This window comes from Brenneria sp. L3-3C-1 (genome assembly GCF_016456245.1).
In the GTDB taxonomy this organism is placed as follows: Bacteria; Pseudomonadota; Gammaproteobacteria; order Enterobacterales; family Enterobacteriaceae; genus Brenneria.
In genome coordinates, this window is record NZ_JAEMHF010000001.1 from 680,251 (window position 1) to 706,843 (window position 26,593).

Below are 26,593 nucleotides of genomic sequence, written 5' to 3' on the forward strand. Positions count from 1 at the left end.
GCGGACTTATTTTCCAGGGAGTCCTCAGCCTTCAGACAACGTTAAGCGCCGTGGCCGGTGTGTCGCTTATCCCCCAATACAGACGGTAAAGCTCATCGCGGGTGGGACTGCGTTTATCGGTTTCCGCAAACGCGCGCAGCGCCTGCTGAAGCAGCGGAATTTGCGGCGCGCTCACCGGCAGCCCAAGCTGTGCGAACACCGCTTCCAGCGCCCGCCGGCCGGAATGTTTGCCCAACACCAGTTGATGTTCCCGCCCCAGCAACTGTGGCGGGATGCTCTGATAGCTCTCCACGCCCTGCAACAGACCGGCCACGTGTACGCCCGATTCATGAGTGAATACCCGATCGCCTACCAGCGGCTGCCGGTAAGGAATATTTTCCCCGGCGGCGGCGGCGACCTGTCGGCACAGGGCCGACAGTTGACGGGTATCAATCTGGCTGTCGCCCAGCTGCGTATGCGACAACCCCAGCACCACCTGTTCCAGCGCGGCGTTGCCCGCCCGCTCGCCCAATCCCAGAACGGTGGTGCTGACGTGCGTAGCGCCGGCGCGCACCGCCGCCAGCGTGTTTGCCGTCGCCATGCCAAAGTCGTTGTGGGCATGGATCTCCAATTCGCCCGGCCAATACCGCCGTAGCTGCCGGATCTGGCGCAGGGTCGAAAATGGATCGAGCAATCCCAGCGTATCGGCAAAGCGCATCCGGCGGGCGCCGGCGACGATCGCCACCTGCGCCACCGCCGCCAAATCCGCCTCACTGGCGCGTGAGGCGTCTTCACCGCCGACGCACACCTTAAGCCCCTGCGACAGGGCAAACGGGATCAGGTCGCTGAGCCGCCGCAGCATGTCGGCCCACGGCAGGCCGACTTTGAACTGCCGTAAACAGGCGGACACCGGCAGCGAAATATCGACCCAGTTCACCCCCAGCCGCGCCGCCTGCTGAATATCCTGTTCATTAAGCCGGCACCAGGCCATCAGGCTGATATCCGGCAACGCCTGACGGATCTGATAAATGCGTGCGCACTCCTCTTCGCCCATCGCGGGCGTGCCAACCTCCAGCTCCGGTACGCCCGCCCGCGCCAGCGATTCGGCAATCGCCAATTTTTCACTGGCGCTGAAGGCCACGCCCGGACTTTGCTCGCCATCACGCAGCGTGGTGTCATTAATGACGATGGTTTTCATCGGCGGAATCTCCCCGGTTAACCCCAGGCGGGCGCGAATTCACCCGGTTTCCCCTGCTGCCAGTAAGGCGACAGCGCACGTAAACGGTCGATCACCGGCGGGATCTGTTCGAGTACGTAGTCGATCTCTTTTTCGCGCGTATAGCGCGATAGCGAAAAACGGATGCTGCCGTGCGCGGCGGTATAGGGAATGCTCATCGCCCGCATGACGTGGGAAGGTTCCAGCGAACCGGAGGTACAGGCGCTGCCGCTGGAAGCCGCAATCCCTGCCTGATTCAGCATCAGCAAAATGGCCTCCCCCTCGATAAATTCAAAGGCGATATTGAGCGTGTTCGGCGTGCGCGGCTGCCCGGCGCCCATCACTCGGGTGCCGGCGATGGTCTGCAACCCGGCTTCCAATTGGTCGCGCAGCGGAGCGATGCTGGCGTTCATCATCGGCAGGTGGATGGCGGCCAGTTCGCTCGCCATGCCCATACCGACGATACCGGCAATATTTTCCGTGCCCGCCCGCCGCCCGCGCTCCTGATGTCCGCCGCGCAATAGCGGACGAAAGCGCGTGCCGCGCCGCAGCCACAGGCAGCCGGTGCCTTTCGGTCCGTGAATTTTATGCGCCGAACATGAGAGCATATCAATGGCTGAATCCGCCACCGAGACCGGTACTTTCCCCAGCGCCTGTACGGCATCGCAGTGAAACAAAATGCCCTGTTCGTGGGCCAGTTGCGCCATCTGTTCGACCGGAAACAGCACCCCGGTTTCGTTATTCGCCCACATCACGCTCACCAGCGCGACGCCGTCATGCAATAAGGCGCGGTAGACATCCAAATCCAGCGCGCCCTGTTCGTTTACCCCCAGCCGATGGATCTTATAGCCTTGCCGCTCCAAATGTTCGCAGACCTCCAGCGTAGCCGGGTGCTCCACCGCCGTGGTGATGATTTCACGCCGGGCGGGAAAGGCTTCCACCGCGGAGAGAATGGCGGTCGATGTCGCTTCGGTCGCGCAGGAGGTGAAGATGACTTCACTGTCGTGGCGCGCGCCCAGAAAACTGGCGACCTGCTCGCGCGCTTTGGCCAGCGCGCGACGGGAGGGTTCGCCAAAGTCATGAATCGACGACGGGTTGCCGTACTGATCCTGCAAAAACGGCAGCATGGCTTCCAGCACCATCGGATCCAGACGGGTAGTGGCGTTGTTATCCAGATAGATTGATTTCATATGCGCATTCCTTAAAGGTCAGAAGTCTGGAGAATGACCCCGGCGGCGGCGGGCGTATCGATAACCACGCGGATAACCACCCCCAGCCGTTCCAGCAGCTTCTGTTGCAGCCAGCCCAGCGTCATGTCGGTCATCATGCAGCCGTTGCAACTGCCGGACAGCGCGACGCGCACCTCATCGTCCGTTACCTTGACCAGCGTGATGTCGCCCCCGTCCATCTGGATATGCGGCCGCAGTCCGGTAATCACCTCTTCCACCGCCCGCCAGCGTTCGCTTTTCTCTTTTCCCTCCACCGCCGTCGGGTTATCGCCGGCGGCGGCTAAAATGGTGCTCAGCGCCTGCTCGATTTTTTCATGGCATGCCGTGCATCCGCCGCCGGCTTTGGTGTACTGAATGACCTCTTCCAGCGAGGTCAGCCCGTTGGTCAGCACCGCCCGTTTAATTTGCCCTTCGTCAACGGCAAAGCATTTGCAGATCAGCGCGCCCTCTTCGTGATCCTCATTCAGCGTTTCGCCGCGATAGTTGGCAATCGCCACCCGCAACGCTTCTTGTCCCATGACGGAACAGTGCATTTTCTCCGGCGGCAAGCCATCAAGATAATCGGCAATATCCCGGTTGGTCACCTGCGAGGCGGCGTCCAGCGTTTTACCGATAATCAGCTCGGTCAAGGCCGATGAAGAGGCGATGGCGCTGCCGCAGCCAAAAGTTTGAAATCCGGCTTCCTGAATCACTTCGCTATCGGGATCGACCCGCAACATCAACCGCAGGGCATCGCCGCAGCTGAGAGAACCGACATCGCCCACCGCATTCGCCTGTTCCACCACACGGGCGTTACGCGGATGAAAGAAATGCTCTTTTACCTTCTCAGAATAATTCCACATGCTCTCTTCTCCCGTTTGTTACGGCTCACGATCTTATAATGTCGCCACCGCGCACGACCCGTCTTCACAACGGCATCCCAGCGGCTGAAACTCCACCCAGATACCTTGCGTATCCGAGCTGATGCGCGCCTGATCCAACTGCCGCCAATGTTGCTCGGCGGCGAACAGCCGCAACCCGGCGATGTCATGGCATTCTTCGTGCGGTAACGCCTGCGTCCGCCAGATCATCTGTAATGTCCAGCCGCGGCAGGCATCGCCCCTGACGACCAGCGCCAGTCCGGCGGTAGGCTGAGCGCGCTGCTGCTGGCGCCGCCTGAGTTGGTTTACGGTCATCGCATCGATATGGATCATGGTTTGGCTCCTGTACCTGACACTTATCGTTGAGCAAATGTGATGCCAGTCACAAAAATCTCTTTTATCAGTGAGATAGCGACGCAGGTGATTGTTGAGCTGTTGCATAAACGCCGGTAATTGTCGGTTTTGTCGCACAGCCGACACGTTTCACTGTTCGTCGTACCAGCTGCTTTCCTGCATCATGGCGTCAAAACGGTTGCTGTCTTTTTTCCGCTGGGATTTCCTGATCCGTCCCTCGTCGCACAACGCCTGCGCATCGGCCAGCAGCATGGCGATCGGGGTATTGTTGGCAACGTTCACCGCCCGCACCCCAATGGCCAGCAGCTGTCTGAACGCCGTATCGCCGATGGCCGTGCAGTAGAGGGTGAAACAGCCTTCCACCGCGCTGATTCGGCTGAGCAGTTTGTCTTCGCTGTGTCCGTGCAAGACGGTGAAATCAGCCACTTCCAGCAGTTGTACTTCATCACGACGGATGCCATAAATCGCCAGACGCGGCGATGAACCAAAATGCTGATCGACGACGCGTAAATCGACGCTGGCAAACGCGATGCGAATAATCCAGCTATCGACAGAGGGGATCGCCAACTGACGGGTTAAATGTCGCATGGCTTTATCTCCATGATGGGTTGCTGCGTAACGGCAGAGGGAAAAGCCTGCTTCAGCGGAGAGTGATAAACCGGGAGTTCGTGGTGCGCCTGGCGCATGGCATTCGCCAACTCAAACAGGGTATCGCGAATGCCGCCATAACCCTGCCGCAGACGGCGAAATTCGCCGATGCGATCGAACAGCGGAAAACCGATACGCACCAGCGGCAGATGGTATTTCTGCGCCAGCGACGCCGCATGCGAGTTGGCGCACAGCATATCCGCTGAGTGACATTGTAACTTATCGTCCATGTCTTCCAGATCGCCGATTTGCACCTCGGCGACGGGCAGTGAAGATAAACCGGGTTGGTTCGCCGGGGCGACCACACACGCGGGGCGGATCCCCTGACTGATGGCGAAATCCAGCCAGGCGGCCAGCAGATCGCCTTCTGCCGCAATCGCCAGCCGCTTGTCCTGTAACCAGACATGGGTATCAATCATCGCGTCCTGCAACTGACCGCGTTGACGGGCGATCCAGTTCGGCACCTCGCGGCCGGACAACTGGCGCAGATGATCGATAAACGCATCGCACTGGTCTAACGTCATCAAGTGCGGCAGCCAGAGCGATGGCGTATGGCTGCGGCTTTCCAGCAGGCGCGAGGCCCGCTGTAGCGATACCCCGATGGCCACGGTGGACGCGCTCTGCCCCATCTGTTCCAGCAAGCGCAGCGGCGTACCGCCCTGGGTCAAGGCGGAAAAATCACCCTCCGCCAGATGGCCGTCCAGCGACCCCGCCAGATCGGGCAGGATAATCGGTTGCAGGCCGAACGCCTCGACATAGCTGCGGATCTGTTCATGATCGCCGGGCGTCAGCATATGCCCCAGCAGCAGATTCACCCGCTTTTTGCGTATCACGCTGGCGGTCGGCAACGCCGGCACGCATTGTTCAATCACGCTTTCCAGCACGGTGGCATAGCCATTTTCCATCGATCCGTAAAAGTCCGGCGAACTGGCCGTGACCACGGCGACAGACTGATATTTGGGATAGCCTTCTCTGAACTGGCGTAAGGCAAACGCCAGATCCGTTCCCTGCGCCTCCGACAGGCCGGTGCTCAGCACCACGATCACCTTCGGGTTATGGCGCTCGCACAGTAACGACAAGGCGGCCAGGATGTTATCGTTCGATCCCATGATGGTAGTGACCGGATCCATCGCGGTGGTTTGCAGGGGGATCGGGTCGTGAAAGTGCTGAATGAAAAACACTTTGGCAAATGCGCTGCACCCCTGGGCGCCATGCACCAGCGGGATACCCCCCTCCAGCCCCATGCTGGCTAAAATAGCCCCCAGCGGCTGCCCGCTTTTAATCGGGCTGGTCGCCAGTGGTTTTGCCGATTTTAAAACCTGCGCCATTACGCTTCTCCTTCCTCAGATATGCCAGGGTGCCCGGCGATTTACCTGCGGCCAGATTGGACTTTCCAGCGTCAGGCAAAGCTGACGGGCCAGCGCGACAATGCCCTGATAACCGGCAAAGGCGTGTTCCCGTTCTTGATTGATATCCAGAAACGGCAGGCGGGCTTTATAGGCGGTGTACATGTTGCGCCCGCCGGCAATCATGATGTCGGCGTTATAGCGATAGGCCGTATCCAGCAGCAGGCGGGCGTTGCCGTCTTCCAGCATCACGGCGTCATCGCCCATCAGTTCGCGGATGCGCGCCTTATCTTCTTCGGTGGATTTTTTGGTTCCGGTCGCCACCACCTCAAGGCCCAGATCCTGTAGCGCAGACACCACCGACCATGACTTTACGCCGCCGGTGTACAGCAACGCGCGCTTGCCTTGCAGCCGCTGACGGTAGGGTTCCAGCGCCAGGCCGGCGGCCCGCTCTTCCTGTTCGATAAGCTTTTCGGTTCTTGCCTGCAAATCCGCATCGTTCAGCAACCCCGCCAGCGTGCGCAGCGAGGATGACATCTCGCGGATGCCGTAAAAGCTGCCTTCAAACCACGGCGTGCCATAGTGAATTTCGAGATGGCGGGCCACGTTAATCAACGCCCGGGAACACACCAACATATTGACTTCGGTGCGGTGCAACGTCTGAAGCTCGGCAAAGCGGGCATCGCCGGAAAGGCTGCCCAGCACGCGGATCCCCAACCGATCCAGCAGCGGCAATACATGCCAGAACTCGCCGGCGATGTTGTACTCGCCAATCAGACCGATGCTGTGTCCCTGCGCTTCCGGGATGGCGAAGTCCGCCGGCCAGGGGGCGGGTTCCCGGCCGCCGATCACCTTTTTCGCCATAATATCGCCGGCAATGCGGTTACCCAGATTCTTACTGCCGTAAAATCCGGCGGCATCGATAGCGATAACCGGAACATGGTTGACCTGCTCCGCCGCCCGGCACACCGCTTCTATATCGTCCCCCTCCATGGCTGGGACGCAGGTGTTGTAGATAAACACCGCCGCCGGACGGTAGCGCTCGACGATATGGCGCACCGCATGAAACAGGCGTCGCTCGCCGTGTCCCATGATCACGTCCTGCTCGCTCATATCGGTGGTAAACCCCAGCCGATTAATCTGCGGCCCGGAGCTGTGGCTGCCGCGGTTATCCCAGGAACTGCCCGCACAGCCAATCGGGCCATGCACCAGATGGGCGACATCGGCAATCGGCAACAGGGTGATTTGCGCGCCGTCAAATGCGCAGCCTCCCGCCGCCGAACCGGGTTTGGGGGCGCTACAGCCGGTTTTATGACCGCCATTATGATCACAGGCCGGCTGATCCATTAATGCCACAATTTCACTCTTTCTCATCACTCACCTCGGCACCGTTAATGTGGCTCCATCATCCCTGCTGCAATTGGCGAGCCAGAAATTAATTATTTGATTTTTAATCATTTATCATTGTCGTTTGTGCGACAAAACCAACAATGATTGTCAGGCGGGCAGACGGAATCAAGGACTTAACGGCGCAACAACGGTGAGCAAAATTCAAAGTAAGCGCTATGCTTTTATCGCTATCTATAGATTAATTACCAGGACACATTGTCATGCAGGACTATGCAACCCCCCCAACTTCCTCCGTTAATTCTCAGACGCTTATTCGCACCCTAACCAGCATTGTCGGACAATCCCATATCCTTACCGATGAGCATAAAACCGAGCGCTATCGTAAAGGATTCCGTTCGGGTCAGGGCGATGCGCTGGCCGTGGTGTTCCCCGCGTCACTGCTGGAACAGTGGAAAGTGTTCAAAGCCTGTATCGAGGCCGGCCGTATCGTACTGATGCAGGCGGCCAATACCGGTCTGACGGAAGGTTCGACGCCGAGCGGCGATGGCTACGACCGTGAAATCGTGATTATCAATACCTTGCGGCTGGATAAGGTTCAATTACTGGACGGCGGCAAGCAGGTTGTGGCGCTGCCGGGCAGTACCCTGTGGCACCTGGAGCGGGTGCTGAAGCCGCTGGGACGCGAACCGCATTCGGTGATCGGCTCTTCCTGCATCGGCGCGTCGGTGATCGGCGGTATCTGCAACAACTCCGGCGGTTCGCTGGTGCACCGCGGCCCGGCCTATACCGAAATGGCGCTTTACGGACGAGTGAATGAACAGGGACAGGCGGAATTGATTAACCATCTGGGGATCAAGCTGGGAAATACCCCGGAAGAGATCCTGACCCGTCTGGAGTCAAAGCAATACCGCGCTCAGGATGTGATCCACGACGAGCGGCAGGCGTCCGACCATGAATATGCCGAACGTATCCGTGATGTGGACGCGGACACGCCGTCACGCTTTAACGCCGATGAACGCCGTTTGTTTGAGGCCGCGGGCTGCGCCGGGAAGCTGGCGGTTTTCGCCGTCCGTCTGGATACCTTCCCGGCGCAAAAGTCGCAGCAGGTGTTCTATATCGGCACCAATCAGCCGCAGGTGTTGACCGAACTGCGTCGTCATATTCTCGCCAACTTTAAAAACCTGCCGGTGGCGGGTGAATATCTGCACCGCGATATGTTCAATATGGCCGAAATTTACGGTAAAGACACGTTCATCATGATCGACAAGCTGGGCACCGATAAAATGCCGATGTTCTTTAATCTGAAAGGACGGATGGACGCGATCTTCGGTAAAGCGCCCTTTCTGCCGTCACATTTGGTGGATCGCACCATGCAGCTACTCAGCCGCCTGCTGCCTTCACACCTGCCTGATCGGCTGAAAGCCTATCGCGATCGCTTTGAACATCACCTGATGCTGAAAATGGCCGGCGACGGGATTGAAGAGGCTCGGCAGTGGCTGGAGCAGTATTTCCGCGAGGCCGACGGCGAATTTTTTGTCTGTACGCAGAAAGAAGGCGCCAAAGCTTTTCTGCACCGCTTTGCGGCGGCCGGGGCGGCGATCCGCTACCATGCGGTACACAGCAAAGAAGTGGAAAACATTTTGCCGCTGGATATCGCCCTGCGGCGTAACGATCACGAATGGTTTGAGCACCTGCCGGCGGAGTTTGATGACATGCTGGAACACCGTCTGTATTACGGTCACTTCATGTGCTACGTCTTCCATCAGGATTACATCGTGAAGAAAGGCGTCGATGTGCATAAGCTGAAAGAGAAAATGCTGGCCCTACTCGACCAACGCGGCGCGGAGTATCCGGCCGAGCATAACGTCGGGCATCTGTACCAGGCTAAGCCTCAACTTAAAGCGTTTTATCAGCACAACGATCCGACCAATAGCCTCAACCCGGGAATTGGCAAAACCTCGAAGCTGAAAAACTGGGGCTGCGACTGCGGCGACAGCCATCGCTAATCCCCCTGAGGGGCACGCTCCGTGCCCCTCAGGTCGCAGATTAAAAGCCGAACTGCCGCTGTTGCAACGGATTGTCTTTGCCCAGCCGTTTTGCCAGCCAGGGCGGCATATGCTCGCTAATCATCCCTTGCAGCGCCCGTAATTGCTCGTCAATGGTAGTGGCCGCCGGCACCTTGATCGGGTGGATATTATGCCGGATCACCTTGGCCGCCGCCGGCCCGCCGATCGATTCGCAAAACAGCAGATGACAATCGGTCAGCAGCCGCAGCCGTCCTTCGTTTCCGTCTTCTCCCTCCTGCGGCTGATAACGGCGTAATCCGCTGAGAAACGGCCCCTGCCGATCCCAGGCGTAAATAAAAAACAGGCGGCACTGACCGAAGTGGCCGTTAACCGTCAGACCGTTGCTGGAAGCGAACGCCACCTGTAGCTGTTGCCCCTGCTTGCGCTCGGATTGCGCGGTCAAATGGGGGGGAAGATTACCGTGCAGGCAATCCATGATTTGCTGCCAGCGGGCTACGCTCAGCGCAGCCTTATCCAAAGGGAGATGGCGGGATAATTCGTCAAGCGACAGTGCGGACAGGCGCTCCAGCGTCAGCGCCTCGTCGCAGGTGGTTTCCAGCCAGTTAATCAACGTTGCGGGTGCAATTTCCGGCAGCAGTTGCGCCAGGGCGAATAGCCGCCAGAAAAGTAAATCGTCCCGAGTCAGGCTCATGAGCATCTCCGGTAGTTGTGGTGTTCGAAAGGCCGTAGGCAGCCGTTAACCTTCACATTTCTTCGCCCGTAAGGTGACGGGAAACGTGGGTTTTTCCGTTAACGGCGTAACAAACCAGTCTTGTCCCCCTTCCAGTTGGATCCGCCCGCCCCAGCAGTCGGGCCGGTCGAACTCCAGAAACGTGACTCTGGCTTCCAGATCTTTTTTGGCAATATAGCAATGGATGCCGTCAGCAAGCTGACGAAGAATGATACTGGCCATACGTCCTCCGGTGGATCGGAAAAAACCGTGCCGCCTTTGGGGCGGAACGGCGTTATCGTCAGCGAATCAGGTCATAACCGTAGTCGGTTTTACCCAGCGCCATCGTATCCTGATCGAGTTTTTCCAGGATGGCGTTCACCAGCGTGGTCAGCATCGTCATCGCCCCTTCGTAACCCCAGGTCGTCGCCCGATGTAGATGGTGGCGATCGAAGATCGGGAAACCGATGCGGATCAGCGGCACTTCAAACCGGTCGCCTTTGGCTTTGGTATCACGCTGGATAAACTTGCCGTATGAGTTGCCGATCATAAAGTCCGGATGACGGGTGAACATCAGCGAGCGGAAATGCCACAGGTCGCAGTTGATAAACACCTCGCTGTCTTTGCCATACGGCGACGACTCCAGCAGTTTGTTCATCGCCTTCAGCCAGCGCTTGGAGCCATTATGGCAAAGGATAACCGCCGGTTCGCAGCCCAGTTCCAGCAGAAAGCGGGTCAGGCCCATTAGAAAATCGGGATCGCCATAGAGGCCAAAACGCTTGCCGTGCAGCCAGGTGTGGGAGTCCATCATCATATCGACCAGCCGGCCGCGTTCCAGAACCAGCTCTTCGGCAATGGGTTTCCCTGTCAGTTGGCTCACGGTCATCAGAAAATCATCGGTGGCGGCCAGTCCCATTGGAACCGAAACCTCCGTACCGGGTTGCCCCCAGTCTTCTTTCACTACTTTTTTGCTTTTCACCAAATGCCAGGGTTGCAGCAACAGCGTGTCGATGGCGTTTGGCGCATCGCGCATTTCAGCCTGCGTGGTGCCGCCGGCATACATGCGGAAATGACCGTCGGCCGGCGTATCCAGCACCTCCGACGGATCGGACAGCAGCGAGCACGGCACCGCCATCTGCGCCATCATCCGTTTCAGCACCCGGTAATTGCCGAGATAGGTTTCAAATCCGGTGACCAAATTGATCTTGCCGTTGCTGCCGGCCTGATATCCCTCAACGCCCTGCGTAAAGGTACGGGCAAAGCCTTCGAACATATTGTCCCAGCCGGTGATATGGCTGCCGATAAAACTGGGCGTATGGGCATAAGGCACCTCGATGCCATCGGCCACAAAGCCATCTTTTTTGGCGTTGCTGATAAAGGCCTGCAAATCATCGCCGATGACCTCCGCCATACAGGTGGTGGAAACCGCGATCACTTCCGGTTTATACAGGGCGCTGGCGTTTTGCAGCCCCTGGTTCATGTTGTTATTGCCGCCGAACACCGCCGCGTCTTCGGTCATCGAGTCGGAAACGCAGGCTACCGGCTCTTTAAAGTGACGGTTAAAGTAGGTACGAAAATAGGCGACGCATCCCTGGGAACCGTGCACATATGGCAAGGTTTTCTCAAATCCCAGCGAACACAGCACCGCGCCCAACGGTTGACAGGCTTTCGCCGGGTCAACGGTCAGCGCCTCACGCTGAAAATTAAGCGCCTCATATTCCGGCGTGGTGGTCCATTCAAAGACTTCCTGCACACGCTCCGCGCTGTGTGATTCTTCCAGTTCGCTTTTGCTGGCAAACAGCGCCTGATATTCCGGCTGTTCAAACAGCGGATAACAGGGTTTCACTTTCTCGGTATTCTGGCTCATCGCATTCTCCTCCCGCGCCACGAATCGGTGAACTTACGGGATAAACGGGTCGTCAGGCCTCAGGCGGATTTCAGCCAGGGCGCGGTTAACTGTTTCCAGCACGGGTTATTCAGCGTCATATCCATGTCACGGGCGAAGATCGCAAATCCGTCGTAGCCGTGATAAGGACCGGAGTAATCCCAGGAGTGTATCTGCCGAAACGGCACCCCCATCTTCTGGAACACGTACTTCTCTTTAATACCCGAGCCCACCAGATCGGGTTTCAGCCGCTTGACAAACTCTTCCAGCTCATAGGTGCTGGCGTCATCGAACAACAGGGTGCCCTGCTTCAGCTCCGGCAAGGTACGGTCATAGTCATCGTTATGCGCAAACTCATACCCGGCGGCGATGATCTCCATGCCGAGATCTTCATACGAGCCAATCACGTGACGGGGACGTAACCCACCGATATACAGCAGCACTTTCTTCCCTTCCAGACGCGGGCGGTATTTGGCGATCACCGCGTCGGTCTGTGCCTGATAGCGGGCGATCACCGCTTCGGCGTTGGCCTGAATAACGCTGTCGAACTGGCTGGCGATCTTACGCAGCGAGGCGGCGATCTGCGTCGGCCCAAAGAAGTTGTACTCCAGCCAGGGAATGCCGTATTTCTCTTCCATATGACGGGAGATATAGTTCATGGAGCGATAGCAGTGCACCAGATTGAGCTTCACCTTGGGGGTATTTTCCATTTCAATCAGCGTGCCGTCCCCGGACCATTGCGCCACCACCCGCAGCCCTATTTCCTCCAGTAGAATACGGGAAGACCAGGCATCGCCGCCGATGTTGTAGTCGCCAATGATGGCGACGTCATACGGCGTGGCGGCAAACGGTTGGTCGTCTCGCGCGGGCAGCACCCAGTCGCGGATAACATCGTTGGCGATATGGTGACCGAGCGACTGCGATACGCCACGGAATCCTTCACAACGCACCGGCACCACCGGCTTGCCGAGCGCCTCTTTGGCCGAGCGCGCGACGGCTTCAATATCATCGCCAATCAGCCCGACCGGGCATTCTGACTGGATACTGATCCCTTTGGTCAGCGGGAACAGCAGTTCAAGCTCATCAATCAGCTTGCGCAGCTTTTTATCGCCGCCGAAAACAATGTCTTTTTCCTGAAAATCCGAGGTGAAATTCAGGGTGCCGAAGCTGTCGACGCCGCTCACCCCGGTGTAATAATTACGTCGACCGGCGCGGGAGTATTGCCCGCAGCCAATCGGCCCGTGGGAAATGTGCGCCATATCTTTAATCGGCCCGAAAACCACCCCTTTGGAACCGGCATAGGCGCAACCGCGTACCGTCATCACCCCTGGCTGAGACTTGCGGTTGGACGTCATGCATTTCCCGACCGATTCCATCCCTTCGTCAACGGTCATGATGTGTTTGGCGCGTTCTTTCCGGGTTTTCTCGGGAAAGACTTCCAGCACTTCCTGAATCAGCGCCTGATTCTGTTGCGTAATGGTGTCTGTCATGTGCTGACTCCTCAGGCCGACGCCGCTTCTTCGGCTGCGGTTTTACCGATGATGGCTTCGTCTTCCTCATCGAGGATCCCGAATTCCATCAGCAAGGCTTCCAGTTCGTCCATAGTGACCGGCGTCGGTACGATCATTTTGGTGTTGTTGACGATCTTGCTGGCCAGCGTGCGGTATTCGTCAGCCTGCTTGCAGGTCGGATCGTATTCAATCACCGTCATGCGACGGATTTCAGCGCGTTGTACGATATTGTCGCGCGGCACGAAATGGATCATCTGGGTGCCCAGCTTTTCGGCCAGCGCGATGATCAGCTCATCTTCGCGATCGGTCTGGCGGGAGTTACAAATCAATCCCCCCAGACGCACCTTGCCGGATTTCGCGTATTTCACGATCCCTTTGCAAATGTTGTTGGCCGCATACATCGCCATCATTTCGCCGGAGCATACGATGTAGATTTCCTGCGCCTTGTTTTCGCGGATCGGCATGGCGAACCCGCCGCACACTACGTCGCCCAACACGTCATAGAACACGAAATCCAGATCGTCTTCATACGCGCCCTCTTCTTCCAGGAAGTTGATGGCGGTAATCACCCCGCGTCCCGCGCAGCCCACTCCGGGCTCCGGGCCGCCGGATTCGGCGCAGCGCACCCCGCCGTAGCCAATCTGCAATACATCTTCAAGCTCAAGATCCTCTACCGATCCGACTTCGGCGGCCATTTCCATAATGGTGTTTTGCGCCTTGGCATGCAGAATCAAACGCGTGGAGTCGGCTTTCGGATCGCAGCCGATAATCATCACTTTTTTACCCAGTTCGGCGAGCGCCGCCACCAGATTTTGCGTCGTGGTGGACTTGCCGATCCCCCCTTTGCCATAAATCGCACACTGACGTATTGCCATGGTGTCTTCCTCTTTCACAGTGAATGTCCCGATTTATCTTGCAGGGTGCATACCAGCCGCACGGAAGAGGTTAATTATTTGATAAATAATGATAATTTATATTACGGACACGGTGTGTCGCGGGGGGTTAGGTACAATAATCTGACTAATTGTTGTAAAGGAGACAAAGACGACAGGAGGAATCGGCCGACGGCGGGCAAAACGCGGTCATGATAATCCGCTATGAAATATAACCAGACGGTATTTATGTTAGTGGTGCCCTTCAACTACCTTTGACTTAATTCATCACGGAATGGCTGTCTGATTGATATGACTGAAATTATCCCCTGTCGTGACGTTCTGCTCGACCAACAACTGATTGCATGGCGCCGCGAGTTACATCAATACCCCGAACTTTCCAACCAGGAACACCAGACCACCGCCAGAATTACCCGGTGGTTACAAGAAAGGGACATTCGTTTACTGCCGCTGACGTTAACTTCCGGCGTGGTGGCTGAACTGGGCAACGGCCCGGGGCCGATCGTCGCATTACGCGCCGATATCGACGCTCTTCCCATTGCAGAACTGACCGATGTGGCTTTCCGCTCCAGGCACGCGGGCGTTATGCATGCCTGCGGTCATGATTTTCATAGCGCGGTGATGCTGGGAGCCGCCTGTTTACTGAAAAAACGCGAATCGTCGCTGCCCGGTAAAGTCCGTATTCTGTTTCAGCCGGCGGAAGAGGTTTCCAGCGGCGCCCGGCATTTCATTGAGTCGGGCGCCTTGCAAGACGTCGCCGCGGTCTTCGGCTTGCATAACGCCCCTGAATTACCGGCGGGCACTTTCGCCACGCGCAGCGGGCCGTTCTATGCCAACGTTGACCGGTTTGCCATCAGCGTAACGGGTAAAGGCGCTCATGCCGCCAAACCGGAAGAAGGCATCGACAGCATCGTCACCGCCTGCAACATTGTGAATGCGTTGCAGACCTTGCCTAGCCGCAGCTTTAGCTCGCTTGAATCGCTGGTTATCAGTATTACGCGGATACAGGGCGGAAATACCTGGAATGTGCTGCCGCAAACGGTGGAACTGGAAGGTACGGTGCGCACCTACAACGCCGAGATTCGGGAACAGATCCCGGCACGCATCGAACAATTGATTAACGGCATTACCCTTGCTTTGGGGGCAAAAGCGCATCTGGATTGGCAACCGGGGCCGCCCTCGGTGGTCAATACGCCGTACTGGGCGGACTTCAGCAAGAAAATCGCCCGTGACGCGGGTTACCATGTGGAAGACGCCGAACTGCAAATGAGCGGCGAAGACTTTGCGCTGTATCTCCAGCAGGTGCCGGGAACCTTTGTCAGCATCGGTTCGAATAGCCAATTCGGCCTGCACCACCCGCAGTTCAACCCGAAAGAAAGCGCTATCGCCCCCGCGGCCCGTTATTTTGCACAACTGGCTGAAGCGGCATTGCATCAGCAGGGCGTGCTGAATAATGGATTACCGCCCGTGGCGTCCCATAACAATCGGCGCAGCAAAAACATTCCTGTATAATGCTGAAAGCTTATATTTATTAGCGGCGTGAAGCAGAATAATGAAAAGAAAACGTATCCTGATCTTGATTATACTGGTGCTGTTTATCCTCTATCTCAACCGTGACGCGCTCAATCCTTTCGCCACCGACTGCAAGAATATTCCTGCCGGAACCCCCAAACCGGAGGAGTGCAAAAAGCCGGTAAAAGAGGTGGCGCCCGGTTTTGAGCTTTAGCGATAAATGCCCCAGCCTTGCTGTCGCTACTCGCATAAATATCTATCTTCGGCATCATTCGCCTAAGGAGTTAACGATGTCAGAAATATCGCCGCCGGCTATGGATGCCGCGTTGCCTGCCCGCGTGAATGCGGTGGTTGATCGCGCCATTGCCGGGCAACGTATTGTCGGCGCGGTAATTATTATCCGCCATCATGGTAAAGCGCTATACCGCCGCGCCGCCGGTCTTGCCGATCGGGAAAGCGGACGGCCAATGACAGAGGACGCCCTGTTTCGTTTAGCGTCCGTCAGTAAGCCGATTGTCGCCACTGCGGCGATGGCGCTGGTGGAACAAGGCAGGCTGGGACTTGATGAGGACATCCGGCGCTGGCTGCCTGATTTTCAGCCGCGACTGGCAAACGGCGACATTCCGGTAATCACCCCGCGCCAGTTACTCAGCCATACCGCTGGATTGAGCTATCGTTTTTTCGAAAGCGATGACCACGGCGCTTATGCCCGCGCCGGGATCTCTGACGGTCTGGACGACGCACAGATAACGCTGGCCGAGAATCTACGCCGGTTGGCAAGCGTTCCGCTGCTTTATCCGCCGGGAAAGGCATGGGGATATTCGCTGGCGATGGATGTGTTGGGCGCGGTTATTGAGCAAGTTTGCAACCAACCGTTAGGCGATGCCGTACGCTTGTTGGTCACCGATCCGCTGCATATGGATGACACCGGTTTTTATACCCGGGATGCCGATCGCCTTGTTACGCCTTACGTCAATGCATCGCCATCTCCATATCGCTTGCAGGAAGGCGACACAGTTCCGCTTTCAGAAGGCAGCGGCGGCGGCGTACGTTTTTCTCTCGCGCGTGCGTACAATCCACAGGCATTTCCGTCAGGCGGCGCCGGCATGATCGGCACAGCCGATGATGTATCGACCTTGCTGGAGACCTTGCGTCAGGGCGGGACGCCATTACTTTCCGCTGATCTGGTTGAAGAAATGGGCCGCGATCAAACCAACGGACAGCCTCTGCCTGATGCGCCCGGCATTGGCTTCGGACTGGGGTTCTCCGTACTGCGCGACCCGCTGGCCGCCGCATCGCCGGAATCAGTAGGAACCTGGCGTTGGGGCGGAGTCTACGGCCATTCGTGGTTTGTGGATAAAAAACAAGGGATCAGCGCGGTGGCGCTTACCAATACCTTATATGAAGGAATGGCCGGCAGCTTCGTTACCGATCTGCGGGATGCTATCTACGGTGTAGGTGGTGCAGTGGAGAGGTGATGCCCGTCAGGGGCGATTTCCCTTTCAGGGTTGACGTTGCCTGAGCACTGACGCTGGGGCTTCCGCCGCCAGGGAGGGTGGCCATACCTGCGAGGTTTCAGAACGATTGCCACTGCCAACAGCAGAGGGCGCAGCCTGCATCCTCACAGAGAACCGGCTGTCGATATCACGCGCACCATGCAAGATACGCTCGATCCTCACTTCGTATCTGTCGTGCCGTACAGGATAAGATAACGGCCATAGGCACAACTTCTGATGGATTGGCTCGCGGTAAAGCCAGGGATTGTCGCCTGTTACACAACACTGTTAGTAAAGACCTTTGATAAAGCTCAGCGCTCGTACCGGATTATCTTGCGCGATATAGTCCCCTATCGCCTCGATATCCTGCTCTGCCAGCGGCGATACGGTCAGTTTCATTCCGCTTTCTCACCCTCAACCATACATCGATATTTCTGCGATAGACGCCCGAACACCACTTCAGCATCCTTGCCCTTTCCGCTGTTCATACCCAACTCTACCGCCGTTCGTAGCGCATCAAGCTTTACCTGCTGCTCTCGCTCTTCCAATGCCCGCTGCCCTGCACGGATGACCTCGCTGACATTGTTGTAACGGCCACTTTCGATTTGTTCACGGATAAATTGCTCGAAGTAAGGACTTAACGCGATACTGGTTGCCATCATTGCCTCCAACCATACAGGATATTATCTATTATTATCTGTTAGTATTTTCTTCCTTTCCCGTTCCGTCACCCCCTTCTTCCTTATAAACCCCTACAACCTCATTACCATATGCCCCGACGGCGGTAAGAAGCCGCCCAGCCCGCAGCTTAAGCTCAGCGGCAGGTGGCTGGAAGAGCTGGGCTTTATACCGGCCGGCCGGTTATCGTGACCATTGAGCGCGGGAAGTTGGTGATTGAGACGGAGGTTAGGTTCTGATTGGTAAATGTAAAAATCCCGGCCTGTTTTAGGGGCCGGGATTTGTTTTAATCACTGGGCCATTTTTGACCTTCTTTAAATTTCTTAAACCAGAATTCACGAGAATAAAGATCATCACGATCCATATGATAAATAAAATCAGTTATCTTTTTTTCTGGATGAAAATCATACTTATATAATGCAGTTGCAAAATACTGTTGAATGCCAAAAAGCTCATTAAAATCCTCCTGACAATCATTAAATTCTTTAGCGCTGATGGCTTCGATCAACTCCTCACAACGCATTTCATACTTCCTAATATATTGTTTAATCAACGATATATTATCTTGATAACGCTTCAATGCATCTTCTAAATCAAGCCACAAATCCATATTCACCTCTTACTTAATTTTGACTGGCTGAATATGGCCAATCTGACCAGTAGAAGGATTGTAAATCATTTCCAACCCCGCACCTTCATATCTGTAATATCCGGGAGCACCTCTGGGATCTTTTTCGATTTTAGGGTTACTATTCAAGACTTCCTTAGCTTGTATGAATGGCGCAGGCCGCCCCTGGGTCCATAATCTTTCGTAATAACTTTTACTGAATTTCATTCCATCTACAGAATAAAACTCACCATCGAACGTTATAGGCTTACCACCTATATTTGTCTGTAAGGCTGAGCTTTTACCTATGGCTTCTAATTTACTCGCCGCCGCGCTTCCCAATACAGGAGTAACAGAAGCAGCAACGATCTTCATCCCATCATAAGTCGAGACATACTGCTCCGCTGTCGCCTTATCCACGCCAAGCTGCTGCATGGCATAGTTCACCATCGCATCCTTCACCTGCTGCTGATTCTGCGCATCAACGCTGGTGATATTCAGCAGGTTCACTATCTGGCCGTAGGCATCGGCGTACTGCTGGCTGGCTCTGGAGTTATAGTTGCCGGTGTTTTCGTACTCGGCTTTGGCCTGATACGCATCCAGTCTGGCCGCTGCACAGGTCGCGCTTCCGGCGGCACCATTACCACAGGCCACAAGTACAGCCCCATCCCTTGAGATATCCAGTTCCGTTAACCGGGCAATATCTTTCTCGGCCTGCTCCCGCTCTTCCGGGTCTTTGCTGTTACGGAGTTTTTGCTTCGCTATCTCAAGCTCTGATTTCTCAGACACGCTCAGATAGTTATTCTCCACCTCATTCTTCGCCGTGTTCGCGCCGCTGCCCGCTGAGGCCAGATTACCACCGCTTAGCCCTCCCACGCCAGCGCCTGCGATCGCCGCCAGATTCGCCACCAGTTGTTTTTGCTCGGCCGACAACGCTTCCGGCTCGACTTCCGGATACAGCGCTTTCGCGAGCATCCCTGCCGCCGCCGCTGAGGTCAATCCTCCCGCCGCGCCCCCCGCCGCGCTGCCGCCCTGCGCCTGTGCCAGAAACGCGCCCAGTACCGTATGCAACGCGATGCGGGCTGGCTCATTCCCTTGCGCAACGTCCTTCACCAGACCCGCCAGGTAGGGGGCCGCCGCGCCGGCAACCGCACCGTTCACATTACCGCCGAGTCCGCCCGACAGTGCGGCCGTCAGCGCCGTTCCCGCCATCCAGTATCGTCCGCCGACACCATAGTCCTGTTCAACTTGTTTTACTTCATCGCTGGTACGTATCCGCGCATCCATCTCTTCGGCCGGGACGCCTTCACGACTCAATCGCTCCCGGGCCTGAGCTTCCGCTTAGCCTCACTCTGCCGGGTTAAGCGGTGCCGACAATACGAAATAAGGAAAAAGAATAGGCAGAATCAAAAGCCGCCTGATAAAAACCAGCATCGTTTTCATCCCTGAGGTTATTAATTTTTTCTGGCATAGTAGAACCGTTAATTACCAAGCTCAATATATTTTTCGACATATTATTTTACAATAATTAATTTGGCTTAACTCAATACAAAATATCGCACTAACGAATAATTACAGAAATATGACGTTCGTCATTTCGATGCCGCAAAAAATAGTGAATTCCACGTAGGAAATAGAAGAATAATGACACCGCAAGAAATCAGGGAAACCTGTGGCATCTTGAATGGCATTTTTGATGCATCATATTGTATATTGATGACTTTGGGCGGCGCTGACGCCCTTTCTTTGGGAGCAGGCGTGAATTATCCAATCGGACCAATCAACCACAGCTATCTGGGTTCCAGCGTTTATACCATGTTGCGCGAGGCGCTGATTGTCGGTCGCCTCAAGCCTGACGATCGCCTGCGCATCAGGGAGCTTGCCGCGCAGGTCGGTACCAGCGTTACCCCGGTGCGGGACGCGATTCTGCAACTGGCTAAAGAACAGGCGCTGGTGCTGAAGACCCCCCGCGATATCCGCGTTCCACAATTAACCGAAGATCAATTCAAAGAAATCCGTACCCTGCGACTGTCGCTGGAGGGAACGGGCGCAGAACTGGCGGCCGGATTGATTATTCCGCAGGATTTACGGCGTATCGAAGAAAATATTCAACGCAACCGCCAGGCGATTGAAGACAAAAACCTGAGCGAGGCGTTGCGGCTGAACAGCGAATTTCACCTGTTGCTGGCGCAGTCGGCCCAGATGCCGCTGCTGACGCAGTTTATCGGCAGCCTGTGGATGCGCACCGGGCCGCTGATTGCCCGGGCCTATGCCCATTTCTCGCTGCAAATGGCTATCGAACATCATCAGGAAGTGCTGACCGCCCTGCGCCAACAAGACGGCCAAGCCGCGATGCGCGCCATCCAGCGCGATATTCTGGATGGCAGCGAAACCATGCTGGCGTTTATTGCCGCCGAGCAGCAGGCGTAGGCTAAGCCGGCTCCCGCCGGCGGTATCAGGCCGCTTTTCCCGGCGACAGCAGTTCGTTGATCAGCAGCCGGACTTCCTTTTTCTGATCGATAAACGCGGAAAGCAGCGCGGTAAAACGGGACTCGTCCAGTGAGTCCGCCGTTTGCCGGCTGCACAGGCGTAGCGTGGTGTTCTCATCCAGCGCCAGCCAGCAACCTTTCATCGCCGCCATTTCAAAATTAAGCAGCAGCATAAGGTGATAGGTCGCCGCAGGGTTATCGTCCTGAAAGCGCATAATCTCGCCGTGCAATAACAACGCGTCGCCATTAGCGGGCATTTCCAATACGGCCGCCTCCTGCCCGCCTGGCTCATACAGCGCGCAAACGCCGTCTTGTAAACTAAGCGAAACCTGATGAATCTTGCCGTAATGGTGTAATAAACGGGTAATATGTTGTTGGGCCGGTGTCATGGGTTTTCTCCTTAATCACGATTAACTTTTCAGTTGCAAACCTGTCTGCTGCAACTGTTGTATTGCGCTGGCGGTGGACGGATGCGCTTTGGCGATTTCTCCGCCGAGCGTGTAGCTTTGCGGTATCGTCTGGTCCTGGCCGTAAGTGAAGCTGACGCTGCCAAGCAGTTTGCTCATGGTTACGGCCGCGCTGCTTGCGGCGTTGATGATGACTGCCGGCGTAGTGAACCCCTCGCTCTTTTTCACCGTCTGCATGACCTCGATACTCGCCAGGCGCAGGTTGCTCTTATCTTTGAACAGCGCGATAACGTCATCTTTTCCTTGCGTTTTATTCTGAATACCCTGCTCTACTTTTGCCCGAACATCGTCTTTCAGTTCCAGCCCCACCGTCACCGTGGCGTTATCCTTATCCTGCAACCGACTCACGATATCTTTTAACGCCGGATTTTGCGCAATCATCTGATTAACGCGATCGGCATTACTGGGCGGCAGCGTCGAAAACAGATGGCTGCCCAGCACTTGAAACAGGCCGTTTTCCGTCAGTTTGCTCAGATTGGTATATGAGGTGGAGTGTTTTACGCTGTCCAGCGTCGCGCCATCCCGCATCGCGGCGTCCTGACGCAGGTCCAGACGTTTCAACTGCGTCAGCACCTGATGCTGCATGTCCGTTTTCGCGGTTTTGTCGGCAAAATGCTCGCTCAGGATGGCCAACTGGTCATCCGGTTTGGTCATTTTTTTCACATTATCGAGTACCAGATTGCTGGCCGGATCGGTAAAGGCCGCCGCCAGCGATTGGGTCATCGAGGCGATGTCGGTTTTTTGCATCGGCACCGCTTTCTTCATATTTAAGCTGATAGACTGGTTGGTACGCGAATCCACCGCAACGTTTACCCCAACGCTCGCCGCCGCAAAGATCGGGACCAGCCCGGACCCATCATCGGTGGTTCTGGCGATCCCGCCGTTGATCCCGGCGTTGGCCCCCAGCGCAATCTGATTCATGAATTGCATACGGTTGTCGGAGACCGTATAGCTGTCCGAATTTTCACTCTGCTCGACACTTTTGGCGCTGTTCGCGGACAGCACGTTCGCGCTTGCCGTCATCCCGGCAGTTCCGCGCAGCGTGACGGTGGAAGGCTTAGCGCCTTTGGTGGTCAAGTCAATCCCGCCGCGTATCTCCAGCGCGGCACTGCCGTCCAGATTAAAGCTGACCGTTCTGCCCGACTTCACGCTGTGTTGTTCGCCCTTATCCATCAGGGCCAGCGGGTTAAGCGTGCCTTTGGTCAGCCCTTCGATAAACCCTGGCAGCTCTTCCTCGGTCAGTGAAAATTTCATGGCGTTCTGCTGCGCCACCTGTAGGCTGGCGGATATGCTGGCAGAGGCGCGAATATCGGGAACAAAGCTGTGTTTATCGTTGATTTCCTGCGTCATTTCCGCCGAGGTGGTCCCCGTCAGGTATTCACTGACGTCGTAACCGCCGGAATAGGACAGTTTGCCGGTAATGCCGCCGCTGCGTTCGAACGTCACAGAAACGCCGTTATCCCCGCGGGCAAAGCTCAAATTATAAGTCCTTTCGCCGCTGACGCTGCCGCCGGGCACCGGCGGGAAAGGCAGCGGCGTTCCCAATACCACAAACGCCAACGATGCGCCGCCGCCATAAGTGCGGCTGAAAGCGATGCTTTCGCTGCTATCCAGCGACAGCAGCGTGGCTTTCATTTTATCAATCATATCAGTCTGGCTGCCGGCCCGCATCACGGTTCTGGACGTGACGCTGACCGCGTTCTCCTCTTTCCTGAACGCTTTCATAAACGTTTTGATAGAGTCGTAGTCCGCTTCCAGCGCCTTATGATTGGCAAAGCCCATATCGGTCAGTTTCTTCACCGGGTTCGCCCCGTAGGTATCCTGCCGCAGCGCGTTAAGCTCCGTGGTCAACGAGGCCAGCGCCTCCTTGCCGGGCGACGTGCCGGACAATGTACCGAGGCGGTCGGTCAACTGATACAAATCCCCCAGGGTCAGCGTATCCAACACCAGCCGGGTTTTAGCCAGCGACAATGCATCGTGGGTATCCCGCTGCTGACCGAGCGTAGCGGAATTCAGCTTCTGCTGTATCGGCATCTGGTTATCCACAAACTGTTTCACCAGCGTTCTGGCCATACTCTCTTTGGATGCGGGGGTGGTTTCCATGGCGGCGAGCAGCATGGGCGCCAGATCTTTCTCCTGACGACTCAGGCTGACGGCATTGGACTGTTCGTCCGGGAGCGCCGGTTTGCTCTGCGTGTTTATCGCGCCATTGGCATCCACTACGCCCAAATGTTTTCCGATGTTCAACGCGGCTCTGGCCGAACTGGTCTCCAGTTCGGTACGAAACTGCTTTAATAGGTCCACCAACGGCTTACCCTGTTCGCCGAGATCCAGTTTTTCCATCTTGCTCGCCAGATCCATCATTGGTTCCTGAGGTTGACCGGTGTTCGCCTCCAGCTTTTTCAGCAAAGCGGTCTGCATCTCATAAATCGGCTTCAGCCCTTCCCGTCCCACCAGTTGATGCTGTACATGGTTAGCAAAGGTCTTTATCGGTCGGGGTATATCCAGCGACGTGTTGAAGATATGCGCCCGCACCAGATCGGACAGCTTGCTTTTAACCTTCTGCGACTCTGCGCCGGTTTTTCCCATAATCTGCAAATCGGCTTTGGCCGTAACGCCGGTAGCCGGCAACCGCTTGCCTTTGGTGGCGCGTCGCAAGGTGCCGAACACGGTTTCCGCGGCTCGCGCATCGTCGGAAGGCGTTGCTTGTCCTTTCGGCACCTCGCTTTTCCACTCGTCCGACTGCCGGGTATACAACTGATGCTCGTCGTGCGCGATTTGTAAATGATGCTGCGCATCGGTTCCGATGGCGTTTATTTTACCGTCTATCGGCGTACCGACCGGCCGCCACTGCGCAGCGCCGTGATGAGCCGCGTTTTGCCAGTCGGCTTTCGGCAGTTGAAACAGTTGCCCTTCTTTATTCAGCGCAAAAAGGTTCTGCTGCTTGTCCAGCGTGATGTCACGTATTTCACCGGACAGGCCGTTTTTGGGCAGCGCCAGCGGCGGGATAGCCACTTGATCCAGACCCGGTTTATGCTGGTGGAAATGCAGATCGCCTTGCTGATTGACGGCCACGAATTTATTGCGATTAATCATCGCGATGACCGAAACGTTGTCCTCTTTGCTAATACCGGGCAGCGCGGTACCGTCAGTCGGCATCTGGCGCACCTGCGACAGGGCGAACACCGTATTGTCGCCGTGCATGAATTCATCGGATTTCTGGCCGATAGATAACGGAGTAATTTTGCTGTCTTTCAGGATGTAGGCCTGATTATCCAGCCCGCGCTTAAGCTGACCGGCCTCGACGCTGGATGCTTCCCAACTCTGGCTGTTTTTATCGTAAAAATGAACTTTTCCGTCCTGGAGCGCCAGCTTCCCCAACCGCCCCAGATCAATGGTATCCAGCCCCACCGGCGCCTGAGCCTTCAGCCCCAGCGCGTCATCCACCACCAGACGATCGCTCAGATTCCAGCCTGGTTCCGGCGACAGTCCATTTTGCCCCAATGACGCCACGTGTTTTTGACCTTGCCGATCGGTCGCCAGCGCATGCGTCTGGCCGTGCTCATCATGGGCAAATCCGGTAATGCGGCGATTGGCCCCCAACGTGGCGTCCAATTCCGGCGTATCATAAGGCGTCAACGTCACGCTCTTCTCGTCCTTCCCCGGCAGCGGCGCATTGTAGAGATTACCCTCATGATCGGCGATCAGCAGGTGTTCGGCGGTGAGGGCAACGGACTGCGCTTGCACCGGTTTGCCATCATTCAGCAAGTCGACAGGCTGGGGAGACGCGTCCAGCGCGGGCAAAAGATGCAGTTGCGTCAGGTGATCGCGCTTGGTCAGCACCGCCAGTTGCCCGTTTTTATTGGCGGAGAAATCGCTGATTTCGTCGCTGAACTTCGACGCGCCCGCCCCTGATGAGAGGTTATTCAGAGTATGTTTATCCTCAACCGCATACAATTGCCCGTCGCCCTGCCGGGATAACAAGCTGTGAGGAACCTCGCTGGTTTGCTGCCAAACGCCGAAGTCGGGGCTGAGCGCAAACAGTTTTTTATCATGAATGCGCAATTGCTCGCCCGGCGCGGACGCGGAGGCCGGCTGTCGGTAAATCCCGGTCAGCAGTTCGTGATTCATCTTTCCCGACAACGGGATACTGACCTCTTCTCCGCGCGCGCCGGCAGAAGAAGACTGAAGCTTGATTTGGCCCGGCGTAAGCGTCAACTGCACGCTGCCTGACGGCGCACTGCCCGCACGGCCCACGCCGGGAATGGGGCTGCGCCCGCTGCTGTGCAGCGCGATAGCGTTTTCCCCCTCGCGCTGGATCACAAACACGCGGCCGGATTTATCTAACAACGCGTGCTGTTGGGCGTCCTGGCTTTCATGATGGGCAATAAACGGCTGACTGTTTTTCCCCAGCGTCTGCTGTAATAACGTCGCCAACGTATTCGGCAGCCCTTTGCCGAACTGAATTTTGCCATGGTCATCTATCTTAACCTTGAATTCCTCAGGGGGAGCGAAGCGCGTCAGATTCCGAATCGGCCCGCCGGAACCCAGCGATGAACGTGAAGGCGCAATGGCGCTTGACGGCTGAGAGGTTGCCCCGGAAATCGGCGCCTGATGGCTGCTTTCGCCTTGCTCGAATACCCTGCGGCCCACCTCGCGCGGCGGCGAACCGGACGGCGATGAGGGGGCGGTATAGAAGCGCTGCGACCCGTGGCTGTCGCTGTCGGCATTGCTGTGCCGAGGGGAAGCAGGCAACGAGCTTGGGGGCGTAAAGAACCGCTCGCTATGCCCTCGCTCACTGCCGGTCAGTCTGCCGCCGCCTCCCGGTGATAACGACGCCGGCGACGATTCCCGACGCGCCAGGCTCTGAATCGGCCCCCCTGACGACAGCGAATCGCGCAGCGAGCGCGGCAAACCCTGGATCAATCCGCCCGAGGATAGCGACGAGCGCAGATCCGTCGGACGCGCGCCCTGATGCCTCACCTGACTGCCGCTTCCCTGCTCAAGCACCGGCGGCTTATTTTTATCATGCAGTCCCTGCTGAATCAGCGACGGCGAACCTTTCTGACTCGCGTTACTGCTTTTACCCTGCGCTAGCGTGGATTGGGACGATGAGGCTGGTTCAATCTCCGAAATTGGCCTGCTTGACTGCACGTGCTGAATTTTTTGCATAATCAACTTCCCCGGATAAGAAAATGGCGTTGCTTGCTAAGTGGCCGTATTTGTTTATCGGTTCCCTCACCCCTTTTTTCTCTTTGCCAGCCCCATCCGGAACCAATGCGCTCCTTTTCATCACTTAACACTCGACTAACCACAAATCGCCATTTACTACGGCTA

General features: G+C 56.5%; 22 protein-coding genes and 1 pseudogene. 5 read left to right on the top strand and 18 right to left on the bottom strand.

The features are described from left to right. Nucleotides 1-31: 31 nt before the first annotated feature. The 7 genes from nifV to nifE all read right to left on the bottom strand — a co-directional run bounded on the left by nifV (nt 32) and on the right by nifE (nt 7,006). The gene (gene nifV / locus JG725_RS03115) at nt 32-1,177 is read right to left on the bottom strand and encodes a homocitrate synthase (RefSeq protein WP_199376524.1); all 1,146 of its coding nucleotides are present in this window, start codon (nt 1,175-1,177) and stop codon (nt 32-34) included. A 17-nt stretch (nt 1,178-1,194) separates the two neighbouring features. Next, nucleotides 1,195-2,385, bottom strand: coding sequence for a cysteine desulfurase NifS (gene nifS, locus JG725_RS03120; protein ID WP_172287532.1), 1,191 nt, complete (start codon nt 2,383-2,385; stop codon nt 1,195-1,197). 11 nt (nt 2,386-2,396) lie between these two features. Then, the gene (nifU, locus tag JG725_RS03125) at nt 2,397-3,266 is read right to left on the bottom strand and encodes a Fe-S cluster assembly protein NifU (protein WP_199376526.1); all 870 of its coding nucleotides are present in this window, start codon (nt 3,264-3,266) and stop codon (nt 2,397-2,399) included. Between the two features lie 33 nt (nt 3,267-3,299). Beyond that, a complete protein-coding gene (locus JG725_RS03130) occupies nt 3,300-3,617 on the bottom strand; it encodes a hypothetical protein (protein WP_199376528.1) in 318 nt (105 codons plus the stop codon). A 150-nt stretch (nt 3,618-3,767) separates the two neighbouring features. Next, nucleotides 3,768-4,226 carry a NifB/NifX family molybdenum-iron cluster-binding protein gene (locus JG725_RS03135; protein WP_199376530.1) on the bottom strand — a complete coding sequence of 153 codons (459 nt, stop codon included), beginning with the start codon at nt 4,224-4,226 and terminating at the stop codon, nt 3,768-3,770. Continuing rightward, the gene (nifN, locus tag JG725_RS03140) at nt 4,214-5,614 is read right to left on the bottom strand and encodes a nitrogenase iron-molybdenum cofactor biosynthesis protein NifN (protein WP_199376532.1); all 1,401 of its coding nucleotides are present in this window, start codon (nt 5,612-5,614) and stop codon (nt 4,214-4,216) included. Before nifN ends, JG725_RS03135 begins: the two co-directional genes overlap by 13 nt. 15 nt (nt 5,615-5,629) lie before the next feature. Next, on the bottom strand, nt 5,630-7,006 hold the full coding sequence (gene nifE, locus JG725_RS03145; protein ID WP_199376534.1) for a nitrogenase iron-molybdenum cofactor biosynthesis protein NifE: 1,377 nt from the start codon (nt 7,004-7,006) through the stop codon (nt 5,630-5,632). A gap of 236 nt (nt 7,007-7,242) precedes the next feature. Here nifE and dld point away from each other — a divergent pair, with 236 nt between their 5' ends. Beyond that, a complete protein-coding gene (gene dld / locus JG725_RS03150) occupies nt 7,243-8,988 on the top strand; it encodes a D-lactate dehydrogenase (RefSeq protein WP_199376536.1) in 1,746 nt (581 codons plus the stop codon). A 40-nt stretch (nt 8,989-9,028) separates the two neighbouring features. On the opposite strand, the gene JG725_RS03155 is transcribed toward dld, so the two are convergent. From JG725_RS03155 to nifH, 5 genes are read right to left on the bottom strand one after another with little or no spacing between them, the layout of a single operon-like run. Next, the gene (locus tag JG725_RS03155; RefSeq protein ID WP_172288750.1) at nt 9,029-9,694 is read right to left on the bottom strand and encodes a NifB/NifX family molybdenum-iron cluster-binding protein; all 666 of its coding nucleotides are present in this window, start codon (nt 9,692-9,694) and stop codon (nt 9,029-9,031) included. 51 nt (nt 9,695-9,745) lie between these two features. Further along, nucleotides 9,746-9,961, bottom strand: coding sequence for a putative nitrogen fixation protein NifT (nifT, locus tag JG725_RS03160; protein ID WP_172287521.1), 216 nt, complete (start codon nt 9,959-9,961; stop codon nt 9,746-9,748). Between the two features lie 58 nt (nt 9,962-10,019). Then, nucleotides 10,020-11,585: a nitrogenase molybdenum-iron protein subunit beta gene (gene nifK / locus JG725_RS03165; protein WP_199376538.1), complete on the bottom strand. Its 1,566-nt coding sequence runs from the start codon at nt 11,583-11,585 to the stop codon at nt 10,020-10,022. A 59-nt stretch (nt 11,586-11,644) separates the two neighbouring features. After that, complete coding sequence (nifD, locus tag JG725_RS03170) at nt 11,645-13,093, bottom strand: nitrogenase molybdenum-iron protein alpha chain (RefSeq protein WP_172287518.1); 1,449 nt, start codon at nt 13,091-13,093, stop codon at nt 11,645-11,647. An 11-nt stretch (nt 13,094-13,104) separates the two neighbouring features. After that, complete coding sequence (nifH, locus tag JG725_RS03175) at nt 13,105-13,989, bottom strand: nitrogenase iron protein (RefSeq protein WP_172287517.1); 885 nt, start codon at nt 13,987-13,989, stop codon at nt 13,105-13,107. 309 nt (nt 13,990-14,298) lie between these two features. On the opposite strand from nifH, the gene JG725_RS03180 reads away from it, so the two are divergent. From JG725_RS03180 to JG725_RS03190, 3 genes are all read left to right on the top strand, one after another. Beyond that, the gene (locus JG725_RS03180) at nt 14,299-15,519 is read left to right on the top strand and encodes a M20 peptidase aminoacylase family protein (protein WP_199376540.1); all 1,221 of its coding nucleotides are present in this window, start codon (nt 14,299-14,301) and stop codon (nt 15,517-15,519) included. 40 nt (nt 15,520-15,559) lie between these two features. Beyond that, nucleotides 15,560-15,733 carry a hypothetical protein gene (locus JG725_RS03185; protein ID WP_172287514.1) on the top strand — a complete coding sequence of 58 codons (174 nt, stop codon included), beginning with the start codon at nt 15,560-15,562 and terminating at the stop codon, nt 15,731-15,733. A gap of 76 nt (nt 15,734-15,809) precedes the next feature. Continuing rightward, nucleotides 15,810-16,997, top strand: coding sequence for a serine hydrolase (locus tag JG725_RS03190; RefSeq protein ID WP_199376542.1), 1,188 nt, complete (start codon nt 15,810-15,812; stop codon nt 16,995-16,997). 147 nt (nt 16,998-17,144) lie between these two features. On the opposite strand, the pseudogene JG725_RS03195 reads toward JG725_RS03190, so the two are convergent. The 4 genes and pseudogenes from JG725_RS03195 to JG725_RS03210 form a co-directional block, all read right to left on the bottom strand. After that, nucleotides 17,145-17,414: pseudogene (locus JG725_RS03195) on the bottom strand (type II toxin-antitoxin system RelE/ParE family toxin); the annotation flags it as partial. After that, the gene (locus JG725_RS03200) at nt 17,411-17,674 is read right to left on the bottom strand and encodes a type II toxin-antitoxin system ParD family antitoxin (protein WP_199376544.1); all 264 of its coding nucleotides are present in this window, start codon (nt 17,672-17,674) and stop codon (nt 17,411-17,413) included. The gene JG725_RS03200 and the pseudogene JG725_RS03195, both read right to left, overlap by 4 nt. Before the next feature lie 305 nt (nt 17,675-17,979). After that, complete coding sequence (locus JG725_RS03205; RefSeq protein WP_199376546.1) at nt 17,980-18,303, bottom strand: hypothetical protein; 324 nt, start codon at nt 18,301-18,303, stop codon at nt 17,980-17,982. A 9-nt stretch (nt 18,304-18,312) separates the two neighbouring features. Next, entirely contained in the window at nt 18,313-19,617 is a 1,305-nt protein-coding gene (locus JG725_RS03210) for a VENN motif pre-toxin domain-containing protein (protein ID WP_233356291.1), read from the bottom strand. Nucleotides 19,618-20,058: 441 nt separating this feature from the next. Between JG725_RS03210 and JG725_RS03215 the strand changes: the two genes are divergently transcribed. Beyond that, nucleotides 20,059-20,730 (top strand): GntR family transcriptional regulator, encoded by a 672-nt coding sequence (locus JG725_RS03215; protein WP_172287508.1) that lies wholly within the window; start codon nt 20,059-20,061, stop codon nt 20,728-20,730. 25 nt (nt 20,731-20,755) lie between these two features. On the opposite strand, the gene JG725_RS03220 is transcribed toward JG725_RS03215, so the two are convergent. Beyond that, nucleotides 20,756-21,178: a type III secretion system chaperone gene (locus JG725_RS03220; protein ID WP_199376548.1), complete on the bottom strand. Its 423-nt coding sequence runs from the start codon at nt 21,176-21,178 to the stop codon at nt 20,756-20,758. Between the two features lie 21 nt (nt 21,179-21,199). After that, entirely contained in the window at nt 21,200-26,428 is a 5,229-nt protein-coding gene (locus JG725_RS03225; RefSeq protein WP_199376550.1) for an AvrE-family type 3 secretion system effector, read from the bottom strand. Nucleotides 26,429-26,593: the final 165 nt, after the last annotated feature.

Coding starts and splice junctions, on each gene's coding strand:
- nifN (WP_199376532.1), bottom strand. CDS start 5,614: ATGGCGCAGGTTTTAAAATCGGCAAAACCACTGGCGACCAGCCCGATT.
- dld (WP_199376536.1), top strand. CDS start 7,243: ATGCAGGACTATGCAACCCCCCCAACTTCCTCCGTTAATTCTCAGACG.
- JG725_RS03225 (WP_199376550.1), bottom strand. CDS start 26,428: ATGCAAAAAATTCAGCACGTGCAGTCAAGCAGGCCAATTTCGGAGATT.
- nifU (WP_199376526.1), bottom strand. CDS start 3,266: ATGTGGAATTATTCTGAGAAGGTAAAAGAGCATTTCTTTCATCCGCGT.
- JG725_RS03130 (WP_199376528.1), bottom strand. CDS start 3,617: ATGATCCATATCGATGCGATGACCGTAAACCAACTCAGGCGGCGCCAG.
- JG725_RS03200 (WP_199376544.1), bottom strand. CDS start 17,674: ATGGCAACCAGTATCGCGTTAAGTCCTTACTTCGAGCAATTTATCCGT.
- nifH (WP_172287517.1), bottom strand. CDS start 13,989: ATGGCAATACGTCAGTGTGCGATTTATGGCAAAGGGGGGATCGGCAAG.
- JG725_RS03135 (WP_199376530.1), bottom strand. CDS start 4,226: ATGCGACATTTAACCCGTCAGTTGGCGATCCCCTCTGTCGATAGCTGG.
- nifK (WP_199376538.1), bottom strand. CDS start 11,585: ATGAGCCAGAATACCGAGAAAGTGAAACCCTGTTATCCGCTGTTTGAA.
- nifS (WP_172287532.1), bottom strand. CDS start 2,385: ATGAAATCAATCTATCTGGATAACAACGCCACTACCCGTCTGGATCCG.
- JG725_RS03185 (WP_172287514.1), top strand. CDS start 15,560: ATGAAAAGAAAACGTATCCTGATCTTGATTATACTGGTGCTGTTTATC.
- nifD (WP_172287518.1), bottom strand. CDS start 13,093: ATGACAGACACCATTACGCAACAGAATCAGGCGCTGATTCAGGAAGTG.
- JG725_RS03205 (WP_199376546.1), bottom strand. CDS start 18,303: ATGGATTTGTGGCTTGATTTAGAAGATGCATTGAAGCGTTATCAAGAT.
- JG725_RS03190 (WP_199376542.1), top strand. CDS start 15,810: ATGTCAGAAATATCGCCGCCGGCTATGGATGCCGCGTTGCCTGCCCGC.
- JG725_RS03220 (WP_199376548.1), bottom strand. CDS start 21,178: ATGACACCGGCCCAACAACATATTACCCGTTTATTACACCATTACGGC.
- JG725_RS03180 (WP_199376540.1), top strand. CDS start 14,299: ATGACTGAAATTATCCCCTGTCGTGACGTTCTGCTCGACCAACAACTG.
- nifV (WP_199376524.1), bottom strand. CDS start 1,177: ATGAAAACCATCGTCATTAATGACACCACGCTGCGTGATGGCGAGCAA.
- nifT (WP_172287521.1), bottom strand. CDS start 9,961: ATGGCCAGTATCATTCTTCGTCAGCTTGCTGACGGCATCCATTGCTAT.
- nifE (WP_199376534.1), bottom strand. CDS start 7,006: ATGAGAAAGAGTGAAATTGTGGCATTAATGGATCAGCCGGCCTGTGAT.